Here is a 23,876-nt window from a genome sequence, read left to right as displayed (position 1 = left end):
GAAGCCCATCGCTTTATCTTGGAGGAGAAGCAACATGGACCGGTTCACTGGCGGTTGCCGCTGCGGCAACGTCCGTATTGTGGCAACTGGACGCCCCTATCGGGTCGGCATTTGTCATTGTCTCGACTGCCGCAAGCATCACGGCGCGTTTTTCCATGCCTCCGCGATCTTTCCTGAGGATGCGGTGACGGTCGAAGGCGAAACACGCGAATACGACGGGCGGTTCTTCTGCCCCCGCTGTGGCTCCCCGGTTTTCGGACGCTCTGCGGATGAAGTCGAAGTAAACCTCGGCTCGCTCGATGCTCCGGACCAGTTGAAACCGACCTACGAACTCTGGACAATCCGCCGCGAGTCGTGGCTACCGCCGTTTCCCTTGTCGAGACACTACGAACGCGATCGCGACGCCACGAGCCGCTTCGAGGAGTAGATTGAGCCGCTACGAGGTGACAGCGGCGATCGGCTCCGTCACGGCCCGGAAGCGAAGTTCGGCGACATAAAGCTTCGTCTTCGCTTCGCGCCGGCTCAGTGTCCTGACATGCAGCAGGCTGACGAGGTGGTGCCGGCCAAGATCGATTGCCGCATCCTGCAGCAGAGCATGGAGACGCGAAGCCACGATCTGCGCCTGCTTTCGTCCACCGGCATCGATCCAGATTTCGAGCGTAAACAGATGCTCCTCGCCTCTCTCCGTCGAGGTTGAATAGTCGTTGCTGTCGAGCTCGCCGAACACGACGCATGGGAGCTTTCGCCCCGTCACCAGCCGATCGCGGCGTCGCCGGTCAGGCATGCATGGATCGCCGTCAGCAATTCCTTGGCTGCGCTCATCGCTCCCGCCTCCCTTTGCCTGCGAGCTGCCCGCACCAGCTCGCGACAGCCTCGCCAGGATCTCCGTCAGATCGCGGAGTGTGATCGCCAGGGCAGTGCTCATCGTCCTTCCTCCTCGCAGAGACAGCAGAGGTAGCGGCCCGTCTCATCCGGATCGCGCCAGCTGCCGATGGCAAACAGCCGATCTCCCTTGCGCGCCGCATCCCGGCCCTGATGTCGCCGCGGAACCGTAGCCAGATACGATGAGTCAGCGTGAAGACATTAGCGCCCGCCCGCTCCTCGCGGACTTCGCTTAGCGGTTCGATCCGCGTCCAGACCGAGGCAACTGATGCAAAGGTGATGGTCGCGCCACCCTGCCCGTCCGGCGCTTCTTCCGGCGCCTCCAGTTCGAGCCGCGCGGTCATCTGGCCGGGATCGAAGAAGACGGACCGCATCAGAGCCTGCGCATCAGGAACGGCGCAACCAGCCGGTCGTAGCCAACAGGTATGTCCGCCGGCTGATCCTCGACGGCCACCGCACCCCGGAAAGCAAACATCTGGGCGACATGCATCAGCATCGCTCGCTTCAGCGTGTCGGGCACCTCCGCACCGCTCTCGCCGAAGCCGGCGGAAAAATCGATGCCGTTTGCAGCGATAGGGGGATTCAAACTCCGATCGAGCACCAGACGCGCCGGTCGGGCATTGCCATCGAGCACATGGCCGGTCGCGGGCAAGACCAACTCCTCGCCTGCCTCATCGTAAATGCTCAGGCTTTCAATGGCTTGCACCGGCCCCTTGGCAATCTGGATCACGCAGTCTTCAGGTATCGATTCAAGATGGAGGCGCCATACCTGAGTGATCAGGCAGAGGCCCGTCGTGCGCTCCAGATGCTCGCGAGCAACGCGGATCAGCGAGGCCAGCAGCCCATCTTCGTTGCCGTCGTCGAGCCGCATATCGGGCTTCACCTCGGCAAGCGTCAGCGCTTCCGCCACCGGCGGGGTAATCAGTGCATAGGTCATGGGCGATCCTGAATTGGTGTGGCGCAGGGCATGTTCGGCGGGCGGATGCGGATGCGACAGCCGCACCCGCCCTGCCTCGGTCAGCTCACGGCGAACTTGATGAGCTTGATCGCCTCGAAGTTCTGCACCCCGCCGCCGACGCGCTTGGTCGTGTAGAAGAGAACGTAGGGCTTGGCGGAATAGGGATCGCGCAGCACGCGCACGCCGGTACGGTCGACGACGAGATAGCCGGCGCGGAAATCCCCGAAGGCGATCGACAGCGCATTGGCCGCGATATCGGGCATGTCCTCGGCCTCGACAACGGGGAAGCCGACGAGCGAAGCCGCCTCGCCCGCGGTTGCCGGCGGCTGCCAGAGATAGCGGCCATCGCCATCCTTGAGCTTGCGCACCTCGGCCTGGGTCTTGCGGTTCATGACGAAGTTGGCGTTCTGGCGATGTCCCGCCTTCAGAGAATAGATCGTATCAACAAGCGTGTCGGAGGCACCCGTCGTCTTGAAGGCGCCGGCCGCACCCGTCGCGATATAGCCGAGATTGCCCCAGCTCCAGGCGCTGTCGGCGACCGCGGTATAGGCGAGGAAGCCCTTTGGCTTGTTGGTGCCGTCGCCGTTGACGAAGGCGGTGCCCTCCTGCTCGGCAAAGACGGTATCGACCTCGCTCGAGATCCAGGCCTCGATGTCGACAGCAGCGTCGTCAAGCAGCGCCTGCGTTGCCGCCGGCATGGCGTAGAGTTCCATGGTCGGGAAAGAAAGTTCGGCAAGCTGGGCACTTGAAGTCCGTGGGCGGGCCGCCGTTTCGGCTACCCAGCCGGCCGCCATGCCCGTGGTCGCGAAGGGCTTCTTCGGCACCGAGCCGGAGACCTGGCGCACGGTCGCAAGCGAGCGGATCGGCGAGACGACGGAGAGCCGACGGCCGATTTCGGTGTCTGTCTCCTGCGGAACGAGATAGCCGCCATCGGTCCCCGTCCCCGCCGACACCCTCGCACAACAACGCCGCATAGGAGCGGCCCGTCCAGCTCGCCCGCCCCTCTGCGGCGAGCGACATGAAGACGCCTGCAGCCTTCTTCTCGGGCACGGTCCTGCGACCCGCCGCGGAGCCCCACGGCAAGGGAGATCGGAGTTTCATGAGGTGGTTCCTATGGTTAGGGGGCGCCTGCAGGCGGGAACACAGCTGTTGCCCGGTACTTCAGGGTCCGGCGCGGCGGCCGGACCATATGAAAAAAGTGAAACGAAACGCGTCCGGGACGGTTGTTGGTAGATCACCATCCCAACAATGGAGGCTCCAATGAGCAAGGTGAACGAAAAAGAAATCCAGAAACGCATCGAGCGCCAGGTTGAAAACACTAGCGGCGGCGGCCACCTCGGCGGGACTTATTTCGGCCAGGAACCTGATGGTAAGACCGTATCGGCCACAAACAAGGACGCGCGAAAGACAAGATCGAACGACGGTTGACGAGTGACCGTCAGGTAAATAGCGGCTGCTTCACCGCCGCATCGCTCTCGTAATCCGCAGCCATGCGCATTTCGCGGATCGGGCGCACAAGGTCGATGGAGCGCTGGTAATCGGGATGCGCCTTGTAGGCGGCAAGGGCCGCCTCATCGTCGAATTCGCCATAGACGACGAGGTCGACATCGGTGCCGAGCTGGTCGGTCTTGAGGTTGGTGCCGATTTCCAGCAGCCGGGCGTGCGGGATCGCTGTCAGAATCGACAGGCCGGCGCGCACCTTGTCCAGTTGCTCCGCGGGCGCTGTGAAAAAGACGATGTGGCGGATCACGCGGAACTCCTGTCAGGGTATAAAGCGCGCCGCGATCCAAGGGATCGCTCAGCGCGTTTTGGCTTATTGTTTTCGCGCATGTCCTTTACCCGAAGCCGGTTCCCGTCCTCGGGCGACATGCTTTAGCCGAAGACCCGCGCGATAGCACGCAGGAGCCAGGCCTTCAACCGCGCAAGCGGGCCTACAGGCTGCTCGCGGCGGATGGCCGCAAGGAAGGTCTTGCCGTAGCCGGCAAGCTTTTCGGCCCGGTCGGTGCCGTTGACGATGCGGCGCGCATTGACCCAGTCATCTGTCGTCTCGTTCAGATGGTCGGCGAGCTTGTGAGTGGCAAAGGAGCCCTGCACCATGCCTTCGATCAGGATCGAAACGGCGGCGTCCATCTCCATCGCCCGGTCGGGCTCGGCCACAAGATCGATACCGGTCAACCGGCTCATGGCCTCATAATTGCGCTTGTGGGTGAGTTGCACGAGACCGCGACCGAGCCAGCACTTGCCATCCTCGTCCGGCCGCCAGTAGGGCGTCTTCACCCAGGAGAGCTTGCCTGATGCATAGGCATTCTCCAGGATCTCGATTGCCCTTGCATCCGTCGTCGCCAGCGTCTCGCGCACCGGCTGCATCGTATAGGCCGTCTCGTGAAAGGCGGTCGCCATGATGTAGGCGAGCCAGCGCGGATCTGCCTCCGCCATCCGCGCTTCCCAGAAGTCAAGAATCGCCGTCATGCCCTCCACCTGCGGCTGATTAAGCGCTCCCTTGAACAGCGCGTCGCGGACCGTGTCGAAGAAGAAGGGCCTGTCGATGTGGATAACCATGAATGTCAGCCTCAAAAGTGGTACGGCGCTCTGCGCCTCAATCGATTAAAATTAATTCAATCGTTTAAAGTGTTTAAGCGCCTGATTTACACGCAGTTTAAGCCGTGCCAGTGATTAACTCACCGTTAAATCAAGCACTCGGAGGAGAGCATGCAACAGCCGGCCAACAGCAATCAGCCGACCATTCCCCAGCATGTCGTCGACCAGCTCGAGAACGAATGGCGTCAGGTTCGCCCGGAGCAGCAGGCGCCGCGCCCGGCACAACAGCAACCTCAACGCTAGTCTTTCAGACACCCCTCACCCGGGGTTCTCCATTTCCCTCCAGCATCAGTGCCGTCAACGCCCAGACCAGCGCATCCAGCCTGTCGGGCGAGCAGCCGGAGAAAGCCCGTCCGGGCCGAAGTCGCACATCTGGTCTTCCAGCGCGACGAAGCGCCCGGCATGGGCAACCCGCCCCTGCTCGTAGAGTGCCGCGACCGGTTCGGCCCTCAAGTATTTAGCGCGCGTCGCGCGCACGGTCGAGACCGGCAGGCTCTCGTCGATGCTCTTCAGCATCGATGCCACCATGTCGCCGCCTGGTTGATTTCCGCCACCACCCGGTCCGCCGAAAAGCGTCGGTAGGCGCGCACCACCGCGCTCGCCCATCCGGCCGAGCTTGCACCTTGGACCGAACAATCGACAAGCACGACGGCGCACCCGATGCCTCCAGCCCGGCCACGACGATGCCGCAGCAGGACTGAGCACCGGCCGCCGCCGGCGGATCGACGGCAACGACGATGCGCCTGATCTCACCGGTGAAGCGGATCGTGGCAGCCTCGATCATCTCGCGCCGCCAGAGTGCGTCGTCGTGATCCTCGATCAGTTCGCCGTCGAGCTCCTGACGCCCCAGCCGCGTACCGCCGTAGCGGTGCGCCAGCGCATCGATGAAGCCCGGCGCCAGATTGGCCGCGTTGGCAAGCGTGCTGATCCGCGTCAGCTGCGTGCCGGTGTCGGCGATCCAGCGGCACCGGCCACGGCGTCGTCGTCACAAGCTGGCGCGGAAAACTACCAGGGCGGCGCCCTGCTGCAGGCCCGCCTCCACTGCCGTCCGCACCGTTGTCCGTTCCGTTGCGATGGCCGCCATCTCCTTGCCATGCCGCGCCATTGCCTTCGTGACGCGGCGCCGAAGTGAGCGCGGCGCGTGCCCCTCAACCGGTGTTGACGTGCAGAGCGCCACCGGCAGCGGCATCACCTTGACCGGGAGGACCGGCAACCTGCCACTCGGCAAGGAGTTGCCGCGCCCGTTGTTCCGCCAGCTCGTCGATGCGCTCAAGAAACCGCTTATTCGCATCCTCAAGCCCCATGGCAGTATCGTTCTCTTCCGCGGCCTGCTCGCGATCACGGGCGATCTGCCGCTGTAGCTGATCGACCTTTTCCAGCGTACGCACGATCAGCGACATGGCATCGGTCGCAGCCTTCAGATCGGCCCGCGCGAGCTTCGCCGCCGCCTCGTCGCCGCCTGCGGACGCCGCTTCCGCCGCCCGCCGCAGCTCGCGAAAGGCGCTGAACTGGTCGCGCAACTCCGCCGTCATCTCATTGAGCAGAACCCGCAACTCCTCGGCGGGTGAGGCTGGACCGGACTTGGTCTCGAGGAAACAGGCCTTCGCCTCCGCCGCCGCCCTCGCCTCGGCGTCATCCGCTTCAAGATGCAGCGGATCGCCGCAAACACGCCTCTGCGGCCAGAAGCCGTAAAGCTCCGGTTCGAAACTCTCGATATCGATCATCGGGAACCCTCGGGCGGCCAGTTCTCCCTTGGCGACCAGAAACACAAAAGCCGGGTCGAACGCCCGGCTTCCAGATCCGGAAAGCTTGGGCAAACACTCCGCTTCGCCCGCAACTTTCCGACTATGCCATAACCCTATCAAACGACCGTCACGCCGTCAAGGATTATTTTCCTATCAATGAAAATTTTCCGCACGCCTGCCGCTGCTTGAGTTTTTCTGATTGGCCCGCATCCATCAGCATGTGCTAATTCTACAACCATGAACCAGGAAGAGCTCATTTCCTTTGCGCTCAGCCTGCCGGAGGCGGTCGAGAGCGCGCACCACGGCACGCGCGATTTCCGCGTGCGCAGCAAGATATTCCTGACGATGCCGGAGCAGGACTATTGCGTCGTCCGCCTGACGCCCGACCAGCAGCACATGACGCTGGCGGTGGCGCCCGATGATACGGCGGCCGTGCCTGGCGGCTGGGGGCAGCGTGGCTCGACCCGGCTCTTCTATGGCAAGGCGAGCGAGGAGCTGGTGCAGGATCTGGTGCGCAAGGCCTGGCAGAACGCGGCGCCGAAAACGCTGCAAAGACAGTTCGTTATCATCCCATCCGGCTAATCTGATCTAGCGATACCCGCTGGCATCGGCGGGTTTGCCTGCGTCCATCACCTCGTCCATGTAGCGCCAGCAATCCGGCCGTGAGCCGTCCATGTCGTCAAAGCCGTAGACCTTGGCGAGCCCGCCGCTCGACAGCGACTGGCCGTTCCAGCGGGCGCGTTCGGGATCGGCGGCAAGGGCTGCCACCGCCCGGCCGGTGAAGCGCGGCGTCTCGGAGATGACGAAGTGCGGCTGCACTGATGTCGCGTCGCGCCAGTTCTCCTCGGTGACGCTGAAGATATCGAGCATCATTTCCGAGCGCATCCAGCCGGGCGTCAGCGCCACCGCTGTCGCGCCATGCGGGGCGAGATCCTTGGCGTGCGCCCAGGCCATGCGGATCACGCCTGTCTTGACGAGGTCGTAATAGGGGCAGAGGCGGTAGTGCGTGGCGTTGTATTCGGCCGTGCCGTCGGTCAGTTCGACCAGCAGGCCTCCGGGACGCTCGATCATCAACGCCAGCGCGAAATGCGCGGTGATCAGATGCGTGTCGATCGCCAGCCGCAGCATGTGCAGCCCCTTGTCCAGCGAGTGCTCCCAGACCGGCTTGTTCCATTCCGTCAGGTGCTCGCCGCCCCAGATATCGTTGGCCAGGATATCGAGCCGGCCCTGTTCGCGGCGGATGCGGTCGACCAGCGCCTCGACCTCGGCCGGCACGGTATGATCAACGCGAACGGCGATCCCCTCGCCGCCTGCAGCGGTTACCATCTCGGCCGTCTCCTCGATCGTCTCCGGGCGTCCGTATTCCGACTGCCTTGCTCGCGTCGTGCGACCGGTGACGTAGACCGTTGCGCCGGCGGAGCCGAGTTCCACGGCAATCCCGCGACCGGCACCGCGCGTGCCGCCGGCCACAAGGGCGATCTTTCCGGAAAGCGCTGTCATGTGCTTGTCCTCCACACTAGAGCAAGCCAATGGATCTTCACCATTCAGCTTGAATATAAACGAACGTTCGTTCATATACATCGCGAACGCAAGAGGAAACTTCATGCCGCGCCCCCGCACGCTTTCGGACGAACAGCTTCTCGATATGGTGCTGGGCCTCGTCCATGCGGAAGGCCCTGACGCGGCGAGTTTCGGCGCGGTGGCGAAGATCAGCGGTCTTTCGGGCTCGACGCTGGTGCAGCGCTTCGGTACCAAGGCGGCGATGCGGCGGGCCTGCTTGTTGCGCGCCTGGGACCGGCTGGACATGGAAACGGCCCGGCTGATCCGATCCGTTCCTGAGACAGCCGAAGGCGCCGTCGACCTGCTCGCCGGACTTTCCAAGGACTACGGCGAAGATGCCGCCTCTTACGCGGAAGGCCTGCTGGTACTCCGGGAGGATCTGCGCGATCCCGCGTTGCGCGCACGCGGCGCGGCCTGGGGAAAGACACTGGCCGCAGCACTCGACCAATGCCTTGGCGCCCAAGGCAAAGCTCCGCTTGGACGGCTGATGCTCTCCCAGTGGCAGGGCTGCCTGCTCTGGTGGGGCTTCGAGCCGCAGGGCTCGATCGAAGACTATGTGCGTGGAGAGCTAGCCCAGTTTCTTGAGACTGTCGCCTAGCCCGGCACTACTTGGCCGTTTCTGGCTCCTGTGCCCGCGGTTCGTCACCCACCGTCAGCGGCCAATCCACCACGTAATCCTCGAAGTCGTCGACCTTGACCTCGGTTTCGCTGATTGTCCGGCCGCGTGCCGAAATGCCGGCCGCATGCACGGTCTCGGGATCGCCTGACACCAGCGGATGCCACCAGTAGAGATCGCGCCCCTCGTTGATCAGCCGGTAGCCGCAGGTCGGCGGCAGCCAGGCGATCTCGTCGACGTTTTCCTTGGTGAGCTGGACGCAATCGGGGACGAAATCCCAACGGTTCTCGTAGGAGGAACAGCGACAGCTGTGGTCGTCGAGCAGCTTGCAGCGGATCGAGGTGAAATAGATGTCGCCGCTATCCCACTCCTCGAGCTTGTTGAGACAACAGAGGCCGCAGCCGTCGCATACGCTCTCCCACTCGGTCGTCGTCATCTCGGCGAGCGTCTTCGTCTTCCAGAAGGGTATGTCTTCCATCATTCCGTTCTTGCAACAGCTCCGCGCAAAATCGCGTGAGGGCTTCCATTTCTCTTGTTCTTGTCAGGCAAATCAACCAATGATTCACCAAGCTCCGGTTACGCCGGGGCACTGTCGGCAGATTTGCCATAGTCCGGCGTCAGGTTCCTCCGACGTCGAAGTGACTGATCGGGCGGGAATATAAGACGTGACGGATCCGGACAATCCAGAAAAACGGCCGCGCAAGCAACGCCACCTGCTTTTGAAGATCGACTCGTGGATCGATTCGACCATCTGGAACGCCGGTTTTCGCTCCGCCGAGATCTGGGAAGACATCACCATCTTCTTCCGCCGCTTTCGTGTCCGCGGCTGGAAGCGCATCGTCTTCGAACTGGCCGGCGAAGGCCTGACATGGGGTTCCGTCGGCGCCGTCCTGATGCTCACCCTCGCCCAGCCTGCCTTCGAGGCTACCAAGGAAGATTGGCGCAATCGCGGCGACTACGCCGTCACCTTCCTCGATCGCTATGGCAATGTCATCGGCCATCGCGGTGTCATCCACCAGAACTCCGTGCCGATCGACGAACTGCCCGACGCGCTGATCAAATCGGTGCTGGCGACCGAGGACCGCCGCTTCTTCGATCACTTCGGCATCGACGTCATCGGCCTCTTCCGCGCGCTCGTCACCAACGCCCAGGCTGGCGAAGTCGTGCAGGGCGGCTCGACGCTGACGCAGCAGCTCGCCAAGAACCTGTTCCTTTCCAACGAACGCTCGATCGACCGAAAGATCACAGAAGCCTTCCTGGCGCTGTGGCTCGAAGCCAATCTTTCCAAGAAGGAAATCCTCTCCACCTATCTCGACCGCGCCTACATGGGCGGCGGTACCTTTGGCGCTGCCGCCGCAGCACAGTTCTATTTCGGCAAGAGCATCACCGACGTCAATCTGGCCGAATCCGCGATGCTCGCCGGCCTGTTCAAGGCGCCGGCGAAATATGCGCCGCACGTCAACCTGCCGGCGGCGCGCGGTCGCGCCAACGAGGTGCTGACCAACCTCGTACAGAGCGGCCTGATGACCGAGGGCCAGGTCATCGCCGCCCGGCGCAATCCGGCGACGGTCGTCGACCGCAACCAGGTGGAATCGCCCGATTTCTTCCTCGACTGGGCGTTTGACGAGGTGATGCGCCTGTCGCCGCGCTTCCACCAGCATTCGCTGGTCGTTCGGACCACGATCGACATGGGCCTGCAGAGTGCCGCCGAAGATTCCGTCGAGACGTCGTTGCGCGAATATGGCGAGAGCTATCACGCCAAGCAGGGCGCGATGGTGGTGATCGAAAACGGCGGCGCGGTACGGGCCATGGTCGGCGGCCGGGATTATGGCGAAAGCCAGTTCAACCGCGCCACCAAGGCGCTGCGCCAGCCGGGCTCGTCCTTCAAGGTCTACACCTATTCCGTAGCGATGGAGAGTGGCATGACGCCCGATACCATCGTCGTCGACGCGCCGATCTACTGGGGTAACTGGAGCCCGCACAACTACGCCAACAAATATGCCGGCCGCATCACCATCGCGACCGCCATCGCCCAGTCGATCAACACCATCCCGGTGCGGCTTGCCAAGGAGAAGCTCGGCATCCAGCCGATCCGCGCCATGGCGAAAAACCTCGGCGTCGAGACGCCGATCCGCGACGACGTGACGATCCCGATCGGCACCTCCGAGGTGACCGTGCTCGACCAGGCGACCGCCTACGCCGTCTTCCCGGCAGGCGGCTACCAGTCGCGCCGTCACGGCATCACGCAGATCCTCGATTACGGCGGCGACGTCCTCTACGACTTCGACCACGACGAGCCACCCGCCAAACGGGTGCTCTCCGAGAAGGCCGATACCTACATGAACCAGATGCTGTCGCGCGTCCCCTATGTCGGAACGGCGCGGAAGGCAGCGCTCGACAACGGCATCCTGACCGCCGGCAAGACCGGCACGACGCAGGCTTACCGCGACGCCTGGTTCATCGGCTACACCGGCAACTACACGGCCGCTGTCTGGTTCGGCAACGACGACTACACCTCGACGAACAAGATGACCGGCGGCTCGCTGCCCGCCATGACCTTCAAGCGCGCCATGGACTATGCCCACCAGGGCATCACGCTCCGGCAGATTCCCGGCGCGCAGCCGCTGCCACCCGACAAGACGGCCAAGACCGTTGCCGCCACTAAGCCGGAGGAAGGCAGCCCGCCTCCCCTCGTTCGCCCTCGGATGCTCTCGGTCGAATCCACGCGCATTCTCAAGGAACTTGGGCAGGCATTGAAGTTGGCACCGCCGCTTGCCGCGCAAAAGGTGGCGAGTGCCGGGTAGGGCCACGGCCGGGAGTACATGAGGATCAACGTGGCGAAAAGGGGTCCCTTTGCGCCATGTGTGGACGGCGAGCCGCGCTGGTTGCGGTCCCCTGCGCACGGAACGTTCCTCAAAGACAAGCTTCGGCCAACGGTTTTGGCCAATCAACGGCCAGCGAAACGCCGTCTCGCGGCGTCGGCTACGGGTGTATAGAGGGCGACGCGTGTCCCCTCGGGGTCGGCAAACTGCACTGTCCGATTGCCCCATGGCAAATCCTTGGGTGCGTGCACGACCGTGACCTGGTCCTTGAGCCGCGTGAATTCCGCATCGACGTCCGGCACCATGAACTCGAGAATGGCCGTCCGGTTGGCTCCTGGCTCCGCGCTACCCTCGCTGAACAAGGCCACGGTTTCCGCGCTGCCGATTGCGAGGCTAGCGCCGGGGGTGACGATCTCTGCGAAGACGGGCGCAAGCCAGTCCGCGCGGCAGCCCGTCACAAGCTCATAAAAGGCCACCATGCTGTTGATATCCGAGGCAATGAGGCGGGTGGATGCGAACTTCATGATCTTCTCCCTGATGCACGACCATCTCTTTCCTTGCTTTTGTGACACAGCCGTGCTGACAGCGTTGTGGCAGCAGGAGTCATCAGGCATGCGAAAAGCAGATCGGCTTTTTCAGATCATCCAGATTCTTCGACGGTCGAGCCGCCCGGTGACCTCGTCTGAGCTTGCGGATGAACTTGAGGTCGCGCGGCGAACCGTCTACCGCGATATCGCACACCTGATTGCCCAGCGTGTTCCAATCGAAGGCGAAGCGGCGTTCGGCTACGTCCTCGATCCACGATACGACATGCCACCGCTCATGCTGACGCCTGACGAGATCGAGGCCGTCGTGCTCGGCGTTCAGATGGTGGCAAGGTTGAACGACGCGGCCATCCGGAATGCCGCGAGCGATGCAATGGCCAAGATCACATCGGTCATGCCGCAGGACTTTCTTCCCTATATTACCCAACCCGCCGTCAGCATCAAACCGGATGATGTCGGCGGCGACGTGACACGCGACACGCGTCTGCTCAGGTTGGCGATCAGGGAAGGCCGCAAGCTTGCGCTCGACTATCGCGCGGCGGATGGCGCGGTTACCAGCCGCATCGTGTGGCCTGTGCTTCTCGGCTATGCCGACACGCACAGCCTCTTGATCGCGTGGTGCCAATCGAAACAAGCCTTCCGTCATTTCCGCACCGAACGTATCCTCAAAGTCGAGATTCTCGATGAATCTATAGGCATGTCCAGGAGCAAGCTGAGGCAGCAATGGCAACAGCGGCGCGATGCCGAAATGCGGAAATCCCGTGAGGTGCAATGACCGCTTCGGTTAAGGGTTTCGGGTGCCGTCAGGCGTACGAAAGCCTCTCATGCAGGAACCCGCGGTCGGCATTCTCTGAGCTATGGGGTTTTGTGTGTCGGATGTTCCGGCGGCCGTCGATCGCAGCGACGTTTGTCAGCCCCAGCAGGCCGAGAGTGGTGTTTGCAGGTGTGATTGCCGAGATTTTCGTGGTGACTGGGAGCACGTTTGCCAGGCTGAATGCCGTCGCCATAGGGACTGGCGCAGGGCCTCCCGTTGGCCGGCTCTGTTTTGAGTGGTCCATATGAATGGATCTGCCATGCCGGGTCATGACGCACTTGTCTGGCGGTCCACGCGGTTGCCGCCAGCGTTCGAACACCTCGATGACGATCATGCGTCCGCCGCAGCATGGGCATGGCGGGCGGACCTCGATCGGCTCGTCGGCTGTGTCGTCAGCAGGCGGCGGGACAGCGTTCAGGAGTTCGCGGGCGCGAGTGATGCTGATCTTTCGGGAACTGCCGGCGAGCAGACCGTAATGCCGGATGCGGTGGAACCCGCGCGGCAGAACGTGGAGCAGGAAGCGGCGAATGAACTCGTCGGGGGCAAGCGTCATGACCTGCTGCCGGTCGCGGCCCTCGCGGCGGTAGTCCTTGTAGCGGAAGGTGACACCGGTCTCGTCGAACGAGATCAGACGACTGTTCGAGATGGCCACCCGGTGCGTATAGCGCGAGAGATAGGCAAGAACCGCCTCAGGTCCCGCGAAGGGCGGCTTGGCATAAACGACCCAACGCTTCCTGCGCACCGGCGATAGGTACCGTCCGAATGCCCGGCGGTCAGCGAGATGCGCAGCCGAACAGAAGAAGGCGAGCCGCCCGGCATCGTGGAACTGGAGCAGTCGCGTGAGGAACAAGCGCCGGAAGAGCTTGCCGAGCACACGCACCGGCAAGAGGAATGCTGGACGTGACGATATCCAGCGTGACCCATCAAGGACTATGCCGCCGCCCGGCACGATCATGTGAACATGGGGATGATGGGTCATGGCCGATCCCCATGTGTGCAGCACGGCAGTGATGCCGATGCGCGCCCCGAGATGCTTCGGATCGGCGGCGATCGTCAGCATCGTTTCCGATGCGGCCTTGAACAGAAGGTCGTAAACCAGCGCCTTGTTGTAGAAGGCAATCGCGGCGATCTCGGCAGGCAGCGTGAAGACGACATGGAAGTATCCAACCGGCAAGAGATCAGCCTCTCGTTCGGCGAGCCATGTGCGTGCGGCGGCGCCCTGGCACTTCGGACAGTGCCGGTTCCGGCAGGAATTGTAGGCAATGCGCCACTCTCCGCAATCCTCGCAGGCCTCGACGTGCCGCCCAATGCAGCGGTGCGGCAGTGTTCTACCGCCGACATCACCTTGAGCTGGGCCAAGCTGAGGTGTCCCCCATGGGCTTTCCGATAGGTCCGCCCGGCAACACGGAAGATATCGGCAACCTCGATCGAGGTGCGCATGGCTCAGCCGTCGGGCGTCTTGCCTTCCATAAGTGCCATCAGCCGGTCGAGCGGCCCAGCGACCGCATGGATCGTCCGGGTAGAAACCTTGGCATAGAGCGCGGTCGTCTCCAGCTTGCTATGTCCGAGCAGAACCTGGATGACACGGATATCGGTGCCATCCTCCAGAAGGTGGGTGGCAAAGCTGTGCCGTAGGGTATGCGGGCTGACGCGCTTGTGTATGCCGGCGACCTCGGCTGCTTCCTGAACCGCGCGATGCAGTTGCCGCGACGAGATCGGGTCGGTGCGACTGCGTCCCGGAAACAGCCAGCCATGAGGTAGCATCACGCCGCGCCGCTTTCCTTCGCGCCACCACAGTCGCAGCAGTTCAAGGAGTTGCGGAGAAAGCATGGCATTGCGATCCTTGCGTCCCTTGCCTTGTTCAACGCGGATCAGCATGCGTGTCGAGTCGATGTCATCGACCTTGAGACGCGCAAGCCCGCGCCATAGGCCACGCCGAGCGCCGCTTTGTATTTGATGCCTGGCGCCGCCTCGAGCAACCGTGCAGCTTCCTCCAAGCTCAGCACATCGGGTAGTTTGCGTGGATTGCGGGTGATCACCAGCGCTCGCGCCATATCCCGCCGCTTCAGCGTCACCGTAAACAGAAAGCGTAGCGCCGAAACCGTGCTGTTGATCGTCGCCGGGCCCACACCGTTCTCATGCTGATACAACTGGAAGCGCCGAATGTCCTCGGCCGTTGCCGTATCAGGCGTGCGCCTAAGAAAAGTGGCGAAGCGCCGGACATGACGGATGTAGTCCTGCTGAGTGTGGGATCCCAGACCCCGCATCACCATATCTTCTTGCATGCGCTGGCGAAGCGGTGTGGTCGGGGCATCATGTGAAAAGCTGACCATTGAACGTTCCTCTCGTTGAAGGGAACTCGATGGTCAGGCAACACCAACAGCCTGCCTAGAACTTCAGATAATCACACCAACCTCACCGCGCACGCCCTCCCGCGAAGCGGGTTCGTGCATGGGCCCGAGAGCAGCCACTATGTAATGTCCGTGTCGCCGTCGTAAGACTTCTGAAGCTTCGCACTGCAGCCGATTGCACCGTGAACATGGCGAGTGGTGCCGTGGCGTGATAGGTGTTGGACTTGGATCAAGCCCAGCATTCACCTGAACTCCTAGCAGAGGACAAATGCCATGGGAGACCAGAAGCGCCCGCTCCAACCAGGGGAATACGCACCCGCCTTCGCACTTCCGTCGGCAAATCAAAAAGGAATGGTTTCACTCGCGAGCCTTCACGGTCACCCTTTTCTGATCGCCTTCTTCCGCGGGTTGCACTGCCCGTTCTGCCGGCGTCAGGTGGGGCAACTCGGTAGTCTACAGCCTGCCCTGCGCGCCGCGGGGGTGGAAACAGTTGCCGTGATCAACACGCCGGTGGAACGCGCCCGCATATATTTCGAGCACCGGCCGACGCCGGCCGTGCTCCTGTGTGACCAGGATTGCTCCACGCACCGGGCCTTCGGCGTGCCGCACGGCGACTTCCTGCCCGAGGACAGCCGCGAGAAACCAGTATGGCCCTATCGGGCAAGCATGGAGCAATTCGAGGCCGCTCGCATTAACCCGACGGGCGAATTGCCGGAAGCGTTACACCCGATGGCGGCCAATGCCTTACTCAACGCCCAAGACGGCTTCGAGCTTACTGAAGTTGATCATGCCATCTTCGCAAGGCACCCGACACAGCTTGTCGGGCACTTCCTCATCGACGGCGATGGCATCGTTCGCTGGGTGCAAATTGAAGCGCACGACGGGCCTGACAGCCTCTGCATCTTTCCAAACGCGGCGGAAATGCTCGCCGCTGCCAGCAGCCTCCGACGCTGAAGGCGTCGCCATTCGTCAAGCGTGCACCACCTCATCGGGTGGGAAGGATTTTGACCGCTGATAGTCAGGATTAAAAGCGCAAACAAGCGCAACGGGCTGTCAGTTAGAGTTCAATCGGATCAGACGCTCGTCCGCTTTTGCCGAAAACGGCCGGAATGCCCGCGAGCGCTTTCTCTTGACCCACGGCGGATGAATTCAGACATCCGGAAGACGCTTTTCGCAGAAGCTGCGGAGATTTGGCTGTCCGTTCCGACCGGGATACGCCACCGACAATCGCCTGCACCATTCCGCCCAGCTAGAATCAGTGGTAACCCTTTCAACTGATTTGTTTCTCAAGGTCGTCGTGTTTCTCAAGGGCGCATAGTGTTTCGGTTTCCTCTCTTCATAGCGATGACTTTGATTATCGCCTTTGGCGGCGGGATCATGATTTCGCTCTACGCGCTGGACGCAACGGCCGGCTTCGGCGCGATCAAGCTCGGCGCATGGGAGGCGTTCCCCGAGCTGCAGACGGAAAGCGCCGACCCTTACGCTAAATCGCACAGGGCGCGCGCCGGGCGCCTGCTTTACGGAAACGCCGAAGGCCTGATGTTCACCGCCAAGGTCGACGATGCCGGCACGCGGTTGAATGCCGGCTGCAGCTATCGCATCACGGGGCAGACGCCGCCTGCCCGGATCTGGACGCTGTTTACCGCTGATAATAGCGGCAACCCGGCCTCGCTGCGGACGGGACTTCCCGGCGCGATGAACTCCTGGACGGTGCTGCGGCAGCCCGACAGCAGCTTCTCAATCGACATTTCCGCGCAGGCGCGGCCGGGCAATTGGCTCGCGCTGCCGGCGGCCGGCACGTTCCAGCTCGTCCTGACGCTTTTCGACACCCCGACAGCCGGTAGCTCCGGCGTTATCGACCTTGCTATGCCGAAGCTCCAGAAAACCGGATGCGGCAATGCTTAGGATCCTCTTCGCCATCCTCGCGGGACTTTTCGGGGCAGCACTGCTGCATCTCGTGATCATCCTCTCGCTGCCGCACTTTACAGGCAGGGATGCCGCGACCCGTGTCGCGTCCGAGGGCGATCTCGACAAGTTCTACCTGCTTGGGGCCGCCGATGACGCGGCAGGACTTTCCAACGACGATCCCTTTGTCCGCACCGCTGTCTGCGCGTTCGACATCGAGGAAAATCCGGTCCGGCTGACTGCGAAAGGCAATGTGCCGTTCTGGTCGACAGCACTCTACGATGAGGCCTCGAACGAGGTCTTCAGCATGAATGACAGGACGTCGGTCGGCGGTGCGCTGGATATTCTGATCGGAACGCCGATCCAGTTGACCGAGCTTCGCAAGGCTTTGCCACCGGATCTGCAGAAAACCATTCTCGTGGAAAGCACGCGTTCGGAAGGCTATGCGGTGCTGAGGACATTGGCGCCCCAGGCGAGCTTCGATGCGGCCGCACGGAACTTTCTCGCGGAGGCCGGCTGCGACGAATATGCCGGCTCCTCGAATTGAAGCAATCGATCTATTTTTTGGCCCGCGAAACGCGATGCCCGGAGGAACGCTTCGAACTCTCCGTCAGGCGCTCGTAACGCACGCCGGTGAAAAGCAGGATCTGTGCCTCGACTAGGTTCTTGCCCTTGCGGCGTCGCGTCTGAGACAGACGGTCCGCCAATGCGACGACTATTGCCATTCTCGTCTCCATGCACGGCCCGAGACGGATGAACTGTGCAATCTCACCCTGCCCGCCTATGCGAGCCAGCGCGTCCTGTAGAGCCTGATACGGGGCTCCGAGGCATTCGCGCCTTTCTCACGGCACCTGTTCGAAATACCGTGATGTGAAACCGGACGACCGAAGCGCTCGGCCGCCGTTCATATCCGAATTGAGACATATGACCGTTAACAGATCGTTAATTTCATGCGTGAACATTAGCTACTTCAACGACGTTCTATAAACGCGCCGGACCGTCTTTTGGTTTCAAACGTCTCACAAGAAGATTCGGCCCACAACGGCGCAATGATATTAGCATTAATTCATATACTTAACGGAGGTTGTGCCGTCGGACCTCCCGATCACGATTTCCTGTCACAAAAATATCAATTGCGGTCTCTGGCAATACCGGTAAAGTTGTATAGTCGGAGAAAATTCACGGCCGCTCGGCTGGGCGCTGTTCCGTTCACCGCGGACGAGGAGGGGTAAAAATGTCTTTGCTTATCGGTTCGACATTCTCCCCCGAGGACCTCGATGTGCTTCGCCATGCGCTCGATGCCTGGTGTACGGAAAAGCGGATCGACATCAAGAGCCCGGAGGCGCAACTGGCAGCCTCCGCTGCGCTCGACCTCTACCAATCCGGAAACAACAGTGCCGAAAGGCTTCTGGCAGCGCTGCGCGAACACAAGGGGCTTTAGTCTCGGACACAATTTCCGCAACCGCCGGGCGGTGGGTCCTTTCGGCACAAATTCATGAAGGTCTTTAGTAAGCATTAACCCTGCCCATGTAGGATTTGTTCATAACCTATGTGGGGTAAGGGGCGTCCCTCCGCGTCCAGTCCTGCGACATCCCGTTTTTGCGTTTCCAGGGTGTGTTCTTGTGCGTGACCGGTTCCGAGACCTAGAGGCCCCATCCGCCAGCCGGAAGAAGGACGTGGTTCTCATGGCGACCGTCAGCAGCTTCGAGGGATTGCAACCGCCGACCCGCTCTGAACTGCGCCAATTCGCCGAACTCTTCACGCCGTTGTTTCAGGCATCTTCCGATGAGGCGCGACGGCAGGCCGTCGCTGCCCTTTCCCAATGCCCGCAGATTCCGGCGGCCGTGGCACTGTTCGTCGGCTCCCAGCCGATCGACATCGCCGCCCCCTTCCTCACCTCGTCACCGGCGATCGACGACGAAACCCTGATCACGATCGCGCGCACCCAGGGCAGTGCGCACATGAAGGCGATCGTCAGCCGGAATGCTCTCTCGCCGCGCGTTATCGACGCTCTCGTCGGACTGCGCCAGACTGACCAGCGACTGGCGGCACCGGCCGAGATCGAGGCTCCCCTCGTCGTACTGCCCGAAGTGCCCGCCGCGACATCCCTCGAGGAAGCGGAAGCGGCCGCTCGCCGCGTCAATGAAGAAGAAATGCGCGACAAGATCCGTGAACTGGCACGGCATGTCAGCCGTCCGGAAGGCGATCGCCTTGGCCTGCGCAACCTGTCGCCGATCCAGGCTGCCCTCCTCGTGCGCTTCGCCCGCAACCGCGAGGCCGCGCTCTTTGCGAAAGCCCTTGCCGACGGACTTTCCGCAAGCCGCTGGCTTGCCGAACGCATCATGCTCGATATCTCCGGACAGCAGCTCGCGACCACGCTCATCAGTCTCGGCATGGATTTCCTCGACGCCGTCTTCGTGCTCGAAAAGCTTTATCCTCACCTAGCGGAACCGCAGCACGGCGTAACGCGCGCATGGATGGTGCTGGACGGGCTTGATCCGGAAGAGTGCAACGCTCGTGTCGAGGCTTGGCGTCGCGCCGACAATTATACCTATCTGCCCGAGGAAACGGGACCGGCCCACTCCGCCCGCGAGGTGCCGCCGGCCCGGGGCAGGCGTTTCATCCGCTCGCGCTGATCCTGCCTATAACGGGTTCTGCCGCTGATCAACCAGCGGAACGATATCACCGAGATCATCAGCCTCGAGCTCGACGACCCAGAGATCAGGATCGAATTTGCGTTCACGCTCGAGGAGTTCCCTGACCCTCTCGGGCTCCTCCCGCGTCAGCCGCTGCTCGAACAGTCGCTCGCCGCTCGTCTCCCCGTCGAACAGGCTTTGCGGCGCGGGGCCATAGAGCGTCTCCAGGCCATCGCGGAAATGCTGGCGGATAAACACGGCGCCGGCCTCGTCGGCGCCTTTCGCTTCGACAGCGGCAAAGTCGCCCCTGGCAAAAACGCGACGCAGAAGGGCGGAGACGAAGATGTCGGTGCGCAATCTCATGGGCGAGCTATAGCAGACAAACGGATGGCGGCAATGCAGGGCACGCCCTTCAGAGCGCGCCGATTTCCTTGAGCTTCTTCAGGACCGCCTCGCTGGGCTCGCCATTCTCCGGAAGGTTGTAGTGCTTCTGGAAGTGGCGGATCGCGGTGCGTGTCTGTTCGCCGGGCACGCCGTCGACGCCGACGTTGGCGTAGGCCATGTTGCTGAGGCCCTTCTGGATCTTCAGGACGAGATCGACGGTCGACAACTCCGCGGACGGCGTGGCTTTTTTTGCCGGTGTCGGCGCGGTCTTGACGGTCTTTTCGGCGCTGCGGATGGCGGCTGCGACCGGGTCCTCGGCGGATGCCTTCGAGGTGACGTCGGCCGGCGGCTTTTCCAGCGGAACCGCCGAGGGGCCGACCGAGTCGGCTCGGAGCGCTGCCAGCACATCGGGCGTCGGTTCGCCCGTCTGCGGCATGCCCACGGTTTCTTCGAAGAACAAGATCGCCGCGCTGGTGCGCGGACCGATGACCCCATCCGGTGTGCCGTTGTAGAGGCCGCGCCGTACCAGCTCGGTCTGGATGTCCATGACGATCTGGCTCCGTTGCTGACCACCAGGAGCGGCCGGCGGCGTCGCATTGGTCTGCGTGGCGTCGGCCTCGTCCTGCCGCTGGATCTTGAAGGTCGTGACGTTCCCGCTTTGCTCCTCAATGGCCGGGCGGCCACCAAGCGCATTCGGGAAAAGCGCGTCGCGCGTGCGCAGGAAGGGGTGCGGATGGGCGCCCGGCTGATACCAGAGCGCGTTGGCGGCGACGAAGCTGAAGATGACCAAGAAGGCTGCCGTGCCGCCCGCGACCGACGGGTTACGGCCGATCACGCCGCCCAGCGCGCTTGCGCCCTGCAGCCCGATACCGCCGACGACGGTTGCCCCGGTGAGAAGGAGGCTCGGCCGTTTCTGCCGACCTCTCCGTCCCTTAGGCGATTTTCGCTTGCTCGCGGCCATCGAAAAGCCCCTCTTCCAAAACGCCTGCTCGCGCCGGCGCAGCCTTCAGTCGCGGCGGGAACTCGACAAGATCGTTGCGGGCAGTACCCACAGCCGGAATGCCAGAGCCATCCGCTGCAATGGAAATCGTAATGATCGTACCGGCACCGGGGGTGCTGGCGATTGCGAAGTCGCCGCCATGCAGCGCCACCAAGCCCTTCACCAGCGACAGACCGAGCCCCGTCCCTTCGAAGCGGCGGCTATAATCATTCTGGATCTGGACAAAAGGTTGACCGAGCATTTCCAGCTTGTCGCTTGGTATGCCGATGCCGGTGTCGCTGACGCAGAGGTTCAGGACGCCGTCGCGCATCGACGCATCGATCGAGATCGCACCGCCCGCATCCGTGAACTTCACGGCATTGCCGACCAGGTTGATCAGGATCTGCTGGATCGCGCGCTGGTCGGCTATGACCTCGTCGAGACCGCGCTGGACCCGGCTCGTCAGCGAGACACCCTTGGTCTTCGCCTGCAATGCCAGCATTGCCTCGCAGGAACGAACGACGGATGCAATGTCGAAGGGTTCGAGGCAGAGCTCGTAGCGCCCGGCTTCGATCTTGCTCATGTCGAGCATGGTGTTGACGACCGAGAGCAAGTGCGCGCCGGAATCCCTGACGAGGCCGACATACTCCCGCTGGCGCTCATTCTCGAACTTGCCGAAATATTCGCCGATTAGGATATCCGAGAAGCCGAGGATCGCATTGAGCGGCGTGCGCAGCTCATGGCTGACGGCGGCGAGGAACCGCGACTTTGCATCGTTGGCCGAGCGGGCGTCATCGGCACGGTTCTGCGCCTCCTGCCGCAACTGCTGCTCCAAGGAGACATCGCGTAGCTGGGCAATCACGCTGAAGAGAGCACCGTCGCTGTCTTGCCGAGCCGTCAGGTCCATCCGCAGGTAGGCAAACTGCCTGTTGTCGCGAGAGACCGAAGGCCGTTCCAGCCGCAGGTCGACTGCGGCAGTCGCCTCACCCTGGCGAAGCTGATCGAGTGCCTGCAGAAAACGGATACGATCGGAGACGTGTATCTGATCGACAAAGCCCTTACCGATCGGATCGCGCATCCAGGCGAGAAACTCGCGCTTGTCACGGCCACCGACCGAGGTGACGTTGCCCTGAGGATCGAGGAAGAAGGCGAGACCGGCGGTGGCCTCCATGAAGAAGTCTTCTGCAATTGGCGGGGCGGCCGCAGCCGTTGCCGTGCTCTGGCGCGACAGGGCAATGCTGCCCACTGCGGAGAACAAGAAGGCCGCGCATACGGTGGCGACACCCACAGGCAGCGCGATGGCGGGACTGGTGACCAAGGAGAGCCCGATGGGGGCTGCAACGAGCGCCGCCGACGACAGTAGCGCCAGCCGGCGCAGGATCATCAGTTCGCGCTGACGCACGGCTGCACCACCTCCGGTCCGGGAGAGCCAGCTTCCAACTGCCCGGTCCACGAGGGCTGCCGCCCGCTCTGCGATCTTACTCATTACACGCACGCAATACCCGCCGAAAAAGGCCCTTTACCAAGGCCGACAATAGGCTTTGGGCGCTTAAAGAAAGGATAAGGGAAAAGCCGCCTCCACACCTCAATAGAGCGAGATGTCCCATTTTTGGGCGTCTGGAAGCGGCTTTGGTTTTTACGGTTAACGGGCGGTAAGCGACGGAATTCGCTCACATTTCAGCCTATCGTTAACCTTTGTGGCAGCTTCGCCGCAAGGTTTGCCTGCAATTACAGGGGGAGGCCCGTTACATGCTTAACGACGGTCACTACAATTTGACTGAAATGTGGTGCAAATCCCGTTCATTAAAATTCGAGCTAAATTTGCCGCAAATGCCGACGAGATTCGAAAACCGGTATTCGCAACTCTGCTCTAAGGTCAAAGCACACCGGAAGATCGGACCGATTCGGCGCAAGACCGAACGGGAAAACAGGATGGGCAACGACTATGTGGTTTCTGATCAAAGGATCATTCTGGTTCGGGCTTGTGCTCGTGCTCTTGTCGTTCTTCAGCGGCGAAAGCCCGACCGGTTCGCAACCGAAATTGCAATTTTCCGACGCCTTTGTCGCGGCGACAGGCGCCTATGACTATGTGACCGGCATGTGCGGCGAGAAGCCGGAGGTCTGCGTCAAGGGCGCCGAGACCATGTCCGCGCTCGGCCATCGGGCCCGTGAAGGCGCCCGAGTCGCCTACGAACTTCTCGACAGCCGCTTCGGCGACGACAAGGCTGCCAAGCCGGCCGTTGCCGCGAACACGTCGGTCGCACCCGTCGCAGCACTTGCGCCCTCCCATGCCGAGGCCCAGACAGTGGCGCAGGAACGGACCGCAGCGCTGAACCAGCCAATGCCCTATCGCCCGCCGGTTGACGATGGCGATGAAAGCGTTTCCGACACCGTGACGACCGGTGCCATTCCGCTGCCGACGCCGCGTCCGGCCACCTGAGAATTCCGCGGGATTTCCCGCAACCAAGCTTGCACCGACGATCCGCCAAGCCGCGGAAAGTCCCATGCCTGACGTGCCTGCCCTGTTTATTTTCAGCGTTTGCTGCGCCGCGAGGATGCCCATCCTTCGCGGCGTTTCTTTTTAATGGTTCAAATCTCGCCGCGTTTCACCTATATGAAATCTTGATAACGAAAGGCCACAATACATGACGTCCCTTGAGCAGATCCTCGATGACTTTTCCTTCCTCGACGACTGGGAAGATCGCTATCGCTATGTGATCGAGCTCGGAAAGGCACTTCCAGACCTTCCCGACGACAAGAAGACGTCTGCCAACAAGGTCATGGGCTGCGCCAGCCAGGTCTGGCTCGTTACACATACCGAGGGCGACCCGGACAATCCTGTCATGACCTTCGAAGGCGACTCCGATGCGCATATCGTGCGCGGACTCGTGGCCATCGTGCTCGCGACCTACTCGGGCAAGGCGGCCTCCGAGATCGCAGCACTTGACGCCTTCGACGTGTTCTCGAAGATCGGGCTCGTCGAGCACCTTTCCTCGCAGCGCGCCAACGGTTTGCGCTCGATGGTCAATCGCATCCGCGAGGAAGCGCGCGTGCGCGCGGTGGCCTAGGCATCCCGGCACC

General features: G+C 62.3%; 25 protein-coding genes and 6 pseudogenes. 14 read left to right on the top strand and 17 right to left on the bottom strand.

Going from position 1 to position 23,876, the window contains the following annotated elements; all coding sequences use genetic code 11:
- Nucleotides 1-34: 34 nt before the first annotated feature.
- Nucleotides 35-427, top strand: a complete 393-nt coding sequence (locus ATY79_RS10575; protein ID WP_088692363.1) for a GFA family protein — start codon at nucleotides 35-37, stop codon at nucleotides 425-427.
- A 9-nt stretch (nucleotides 428-436) separates the two neighbouring features.
- On the opposite strand, the pseudogene ATY79_RS10570 reads toward ATY79_RS10575, so the two are convergent.
- The 4 genes and pseudogenes from ATY79_RS10570 to ATY79_RS10555 all read right to left on the bottom strand — a co-directional run.
- Nucleotides 437-822: pseudogene (locus ATY79_RS10570) on the bottom strand (DUF3168 domain-containing protein).
- A 99-nt stretch (nucleotides 823-921) separates the two neighbouring features.
- Nucleotides 922-1,256: pseudogene (locus tag ATY79_RS10565) on the bottom strand (phage head closure protein).
- Nucleotides 1,256-1,819 (bottom strand): phage head-tail connector protein, encoded by a 564-nt coding sequence (locus ATY79_RS10560; RefSeq protein ID WP_088703815.1) that lies wholly within the window; start codon nucleotides 1,817-1,819, stop codon nucleotides 1,256-1,258. The pseudogene ATY79_RS10565 and the gene ATY79_RS10560 overlap by 1 nt, the downstream one beginning before the upstream one ends.
- Nucleotides 1,820-1,899: 80 nt before the next feature.
- Nucleotides 1,900-2,799, bottom strand: a pseudogene (locus tag ATY79_RS10555) (phage major capsid protein); the annotation flags it as partial.
- Between the two features lie 301 nt (nucleotides 2,800-3,100).
- Between ATY79_RS10555 and ATY79_RS30830 the strand changes: the two are divergent.
- A complete protein-coding gene (locus ATY79_RS30830; protein WP_088703796.1) occupies nucleotides 3,101-3,268 on the top strand; it encodes a hypothetical protein in 168 nt (55 codons plus the stop codon).
- A gap of 10 nt (nucleotides 3,269-3,278) precedes the next feature.
- Here the strand turns inward: ATY79_RS30830 and ATY79_RS10545 are convergent, their stop codons facing one another.
- Together ATY79_RS10545 and ATY79_RS10540 are read right to left on the bottom strand one after the other, a co-directional pair.
- Entirely contained in the window at nucleotides 3,279-3,590 is a 312-nt protein-coding gene (locus ATY79_RS10545; RefSeq protein ID WP_088692358.1) for a Dabb family protein, read from the bottom strand.
- Nucleotides 3,591-3,712: 122 nt separating this feature from the next.
- Nucleotides 3,713-4,399, bottom strand: coding sequence for a glycoside hydrolase family 19 protein (locus tag ATY79_RS10540; RefSeq protein WP_088692357.1), 687 nt, complete (start codon nucleotides 4,397-4,399; stop codon nucleotides 3,713-3,715).
- Nucleotides 4,400-4,549: 150 nt separating this feature from the next.
- Here ATY79_RS10540 and ATY79_RS31880 point away from each other — a divergent pair, with 150 nt between their 5' ends.
- On the top strand, nucleotides 4,550-4,681 hold the full coding sequence (locus tag ATY79_RS31880) for a hypothetical protein (RefSeq protein ID WP_259126774.1): 132 nt from the start codon (nucleotides 4,550-4,552) through the stop codon (nucleotides 4,679-4,681).
- Between the two features lie 4 nt (nucleotides 4,682-4,685).
- On the opposite strand, the pseudogene ATY79_RS10535 reads toward ATY79_RS31880, so the two are convergent.
- Together ATY79_RS10535 and ATY79_RS10530 are read right to left on the bottom strand one after the other, a co-directional pair.
- A pseudogene (locus ATY79_RS10535) lies at nucleotides 4,686-5,439 on the bottom strand (DNA-packaging protein); the annotation flags it as partial.
- Nucleotides 5,440-5,586: 147 nt separating this feature from the next.
- Nucleotides 5,587-6,255, bottom strand: coding sequence for a hypothetical protein (locus ATY79_RS10530; RefSeq protein ID WP_245306796.1), 669 nt, complete (start codon nucleotides 6,253-6,255; stop codon nucleotides 5,587-5,589).
- 165 nt (nucleotides 6,256-6,420) lie between these two features.
- Here ATY79_RS10530 and ATY79_RS10525 point away from each other — a divergent pair, with 165 nt between their 5' ends.
- Nucleotides 6,421-6,765 carry an MmcQ/YjbR family DNA-binding protein gene (locus ATY79_RS10525; RefSeq protein ID WP_088692355.1) on the top strand — a complete coding sequence of 115 codons (345 nt, stop codon included), beginning with the start codon at nucleotides 6,421-6,423 and terminating at the stop codon, nucleotides 6,763-6,765.
- Between the two features lie 6 nt (nucleotides 6,766-6,771).
- Here the strand turns inward: ATY79_RS10525 and ATY79_RS10520 are convergent, their stop codons facing one another.
- The gene (locus ATY79_RS10520; protein ID WP_088703814.1) at nucleotides 6,772-7,683 is read right to left on the bottom strand and encodes an SDR family oxidoreductase; all 912 of its coding nucleotides are present in this window, start codon (nucleotides 7,681-7,683) and stop codon (nucleotides 6,772-6,774) included.
- Nucleotides 7,684-7,786: 103 nt separating this feature from the next.
- Here ATY79_RS10520 and ATY79_RS10515 point away from each other — a divergent pair, with 103 nt between their 5' ends.
- Complete coding sequence (locus ATY79_RS10515) at nucleotides 7,787-8,341, top strand: TetR/AcrR family transcriptional regulator (protein WP_088692354.1); 555 nt, start codon at nucleotides 7,787-7,789, stop codon at nucleotides 8,339-8,341.
- Between the two features lie 7 nt (nucleotides 8,342-8,348).
- Here the strand turns inward: ATY79_RS10515 and ATY79_RS10510 are convergent, their stop codons facing one another.
- The gene (locus ATY79_RS10510; protein WP_141105548.1) at nucleotides 8,349-8,837 is read right to left on the bottom strand and encodes a YcgN family cysteine cluster protein; all 489 of its coding nucleotides are present in this window, start codon (nucleotides 8,835-8,837) and stop codon (nucleotides 8,349-8,351) included.
- A 187-nt stretch (nucleotides 8,838-9,024) separates the two neighbouring features.
- Here ATY79_RS10510 and ATY79_RS10505 point away from each other — a divergent pair, with 187 nt between their 5' ends.
- A complete protein-coding gene (locus ATY79_RS10505) occupies nucleotides 9,025-11,163 on the top strand; it encodes a transglycosylase domain-containing protein (RefSeq protein WP_088703795.1) in 2,139 nt (712 codons plus the stop codon).
- 143 nt (nucleotides 11,164-11,306) lie between these two features.
- Here the strand turns inward: ATY79_RS10505 and ATY79_RS10500 are convergent, their stop codons facing one another.
- A complete protein-coding gene (locus ATY79_RS10500) occupies nucleotides 11,307-11,705 on the bottom strand; it encodes a VOC family protein (RefSeq protein ID WP_088703794.1) in 399 nt (132 codons plus the stop codon).
- An 88-nt stretch (nucleotides 11,706-11,793) separates the two neighbouring features.
- Between ATY79_RS10500 and ATY79_RS10495 the strand changes: the two genes are divergently transcribed.
- Nucleotides 11,794-12,501, top strand: coding sequence for a YafY family protein (locus tag ATY79_RS10495; RefSeq protein ID WP_088703813.1), 708 nt, complete (start codon nucleotides 11,794-11,796; stop codon nucleotides 12,499-12,501).
- A gap of 346 nt (nucleotides 12,502-12,847) precedes the next feature.
- Here ATY79_RS10495 and ATY79_RS10490 read toward each other — a convergent pair.
- Nucleotides 12,848-13,980 (bottom strand): annotated as a pseudogene (locus ATY79_RS10490) (IS91 family transposase); the annotation flags it as partial.
- 3 nt (nucleotides 13,981-13,983) lie between these two features.
- A pseudogene (locus ATY79_RS10485) lies at nucleotides 13,984-14,873 on the bottom strand (site-specific integrase).
- 291 nt (nucleotides 14,874-15,164) lie between these two features.
- On the opposite strand from ATY79_RS10485, the gene ATY79_RS10480 reads away from it, so the two are divergent.
- The 3 genes from ATY79_RS10480 (at nucleotide 15,165) to ATY79_RS10465 (ending at nucleotide 17,343) form a co-directional block, all read left to right on the top strand.
- Nucleotides 15,165-15,845: a redoxin domain-containing protein gene (locus tag ATY79_RS10480; RefSeq protein WP_088703793.1), complete on the top strand. Its 681-nt coding sequence runs from the start codon at nucleotides 15,165-15,167 to the stop codon at nucleotides 15,843-15,845.
- A gap of 363 nt (nucleotides 15,846-16,208) precedes the next feature.
- Nucleotides 16,209-16,796: a DUF1214 domain-containing protein gene (locus ATY79_RS10470; RefSeq protein ID WP_088692347.1), complete on the top strand. Its 588-nt coding sequence runs from the start codon at nucleotides 16,209-16,211 to the stop codon at nucleotides 16,794-16,796.
- On the top strand, nucleotides 16,789-17,343 hold the full coding sequence (locus ATY79_RS10465) for a DUF1254 domain-containing protein (protein WP_088692346.1): 555 nt from the start codon (nucleotides 16,789-16,791) through the stop codon (nucleotides 17,341-17,343). The genes ATY79_RS10470 and ATY79_RS10465 overlap by 8 nt, the downstream gene beginning before the upstream one ends.
- Nucleotides 17,344-17,353: 10 nt before the next feature.
- On the opposite strand, the gene ATY79_RS30825 is transcribed toward ATY79_RS10465, so the two are convergent.
- Nucleotides 17,354-17,521 carry a hypothetical protein gene (locus ATY79_RS30825; protein ID WP_189637123.1) on the bottom strand — a complete coding sequence of 56 codons (168 nt, stop codon included), beginning with the start codon at nucleotides 17,519-17,521 and terminating at the stop codon, nucleotides 17,354-17,356.
- Between the two features lie 509 nt (nucleotides 17,522-18,030).
- Between ATY79_RS30825 and ATY79_RS10460 the strand changes: the two genes are divergently transcribed.
- Together ATY79_RS10460 and ATY79_RS10455 are read left to right on the top strand one after the other, a co-directional pair.
- Complete coding sequence (locus tag ATY79_RS10460) at nucleotides 18,031-18,237, top strand: hypothetical protein (protein ID WP_088692344.1); 207 nt, start codon at nucleotides 18,031-18,033, stop codon at nucleotides 18,235-18,237.
- A gap of 181 nt (nucleotides 18,238-18,418) precedes the next feature.
- On the top strand, nucleotides 18,419-19,432 hold the full coding sequence (locus tag ATY79_RS10455; RefSeq protein WP_088703791.1) for a DUF2336 domain-containing protein: 1,014 nt from the start codon (nucleotides 18,419-18,421) through the stop codon (nucleotides 19,430-19,432).
- A gap of 6 nt (nucleotides 19,433-19,438) precedes the next feature.
- Here ATY79_RS10455 and ATY79_RS10450 read toward each other — a convergent pair whose 3' ends face one another.
- Genes ATY79_RS10450 through ATY79_RS10440 form a run of 3 tightly spaced genes read right to left on the bottom strand, consistent with a single transcriptional unit; the run spans nucleotide 19,439 to nucleotide 22,281 of the window.
- The gene (locus tag ATY79_RS10450; protein ID WP_088692342.1) at nucleotides 19,439-19,795 is read right to left on the bottom strand and encodes a DUF1491 family protein; all 357 of its coding nucleotides are present in this window, start codon (nucleotides 19,793-19,795) and stop codon (nucleotides 19,439-19,441) included.
- Between the two features lie 49 nt (nucleotides 19,796-19,844).
- Entirely contained in the window at nucleotides 19,845-20,777 is a 933-nt protein-coding gene (locus ATY79_RS10445; protein ID WP_088692341.1) for a peptidoglycan-binding domain-containing protein, read from the bottom strand.
- A complete protein-coding gene (locus ATY79_RS10440; RefSeq protein WP_088703790.1) occupies nucleotides 20,749-22,281 on the bottom strand; it encodes a HAMP domain-containing sensor histidine kinase in 1,533 nt (510 codons plus the stop codon). The genes ATY79_RS10445 and ATY79_RS10440 overlap by 29 nt, the downstream gene beginning before the upstream one ends.
- 459 nt (nucleotides 22,282-22,740) lie before the next feature.
- On the opposite strand from ATY79_RS10440, the gene ATY79_RS10435 reads away from it, so the two are divergent.
- Together ATY79_RS10435 and ATY79_RS10430 are read left to right on the top strand one after the other, a co-directional pair.
- Nucleotides 22,741-23,235, top strand: coding sequence for a DUF5330 domain-containing protein (locus tag ATY79_RS10435; RefSeq protein WP_088692339.1), 495 nt, complete (start codon nucleotides 22,741-22,743; stop codon nucleotides 23,233-23,235).
- 205 nt (nucleotides 23,236-23,440) lie between these two features.
- Nucleotides 23,441-23,863, top strand: a complete 423-nt coding sequence (locus ATY79_RS10430) for a SufE family protein (RefSeq protein ID WP_088692338.1) — start codon at nucleotides 23,441-23,443, stop codon at nucleotides 23,861-23,863.
- The last annotated feature ends 13 nt before the right edge of the window (nucleotides 23,864-23,876 follow it).

It is taken from the genome of Rhizobium sp. R693 (assembly GCF_002211315.1).
In the GTDB taxonomy this organism is placed as follows: domain Bacteria; phylum Pseudomonadota; class Alphaproteobacteria; order Rhizobiales; family Rhizobiaceae; genus Rhizobium.
This window is presented reverse-complemented; position numbering and strand designations above follow the sequence as displayed.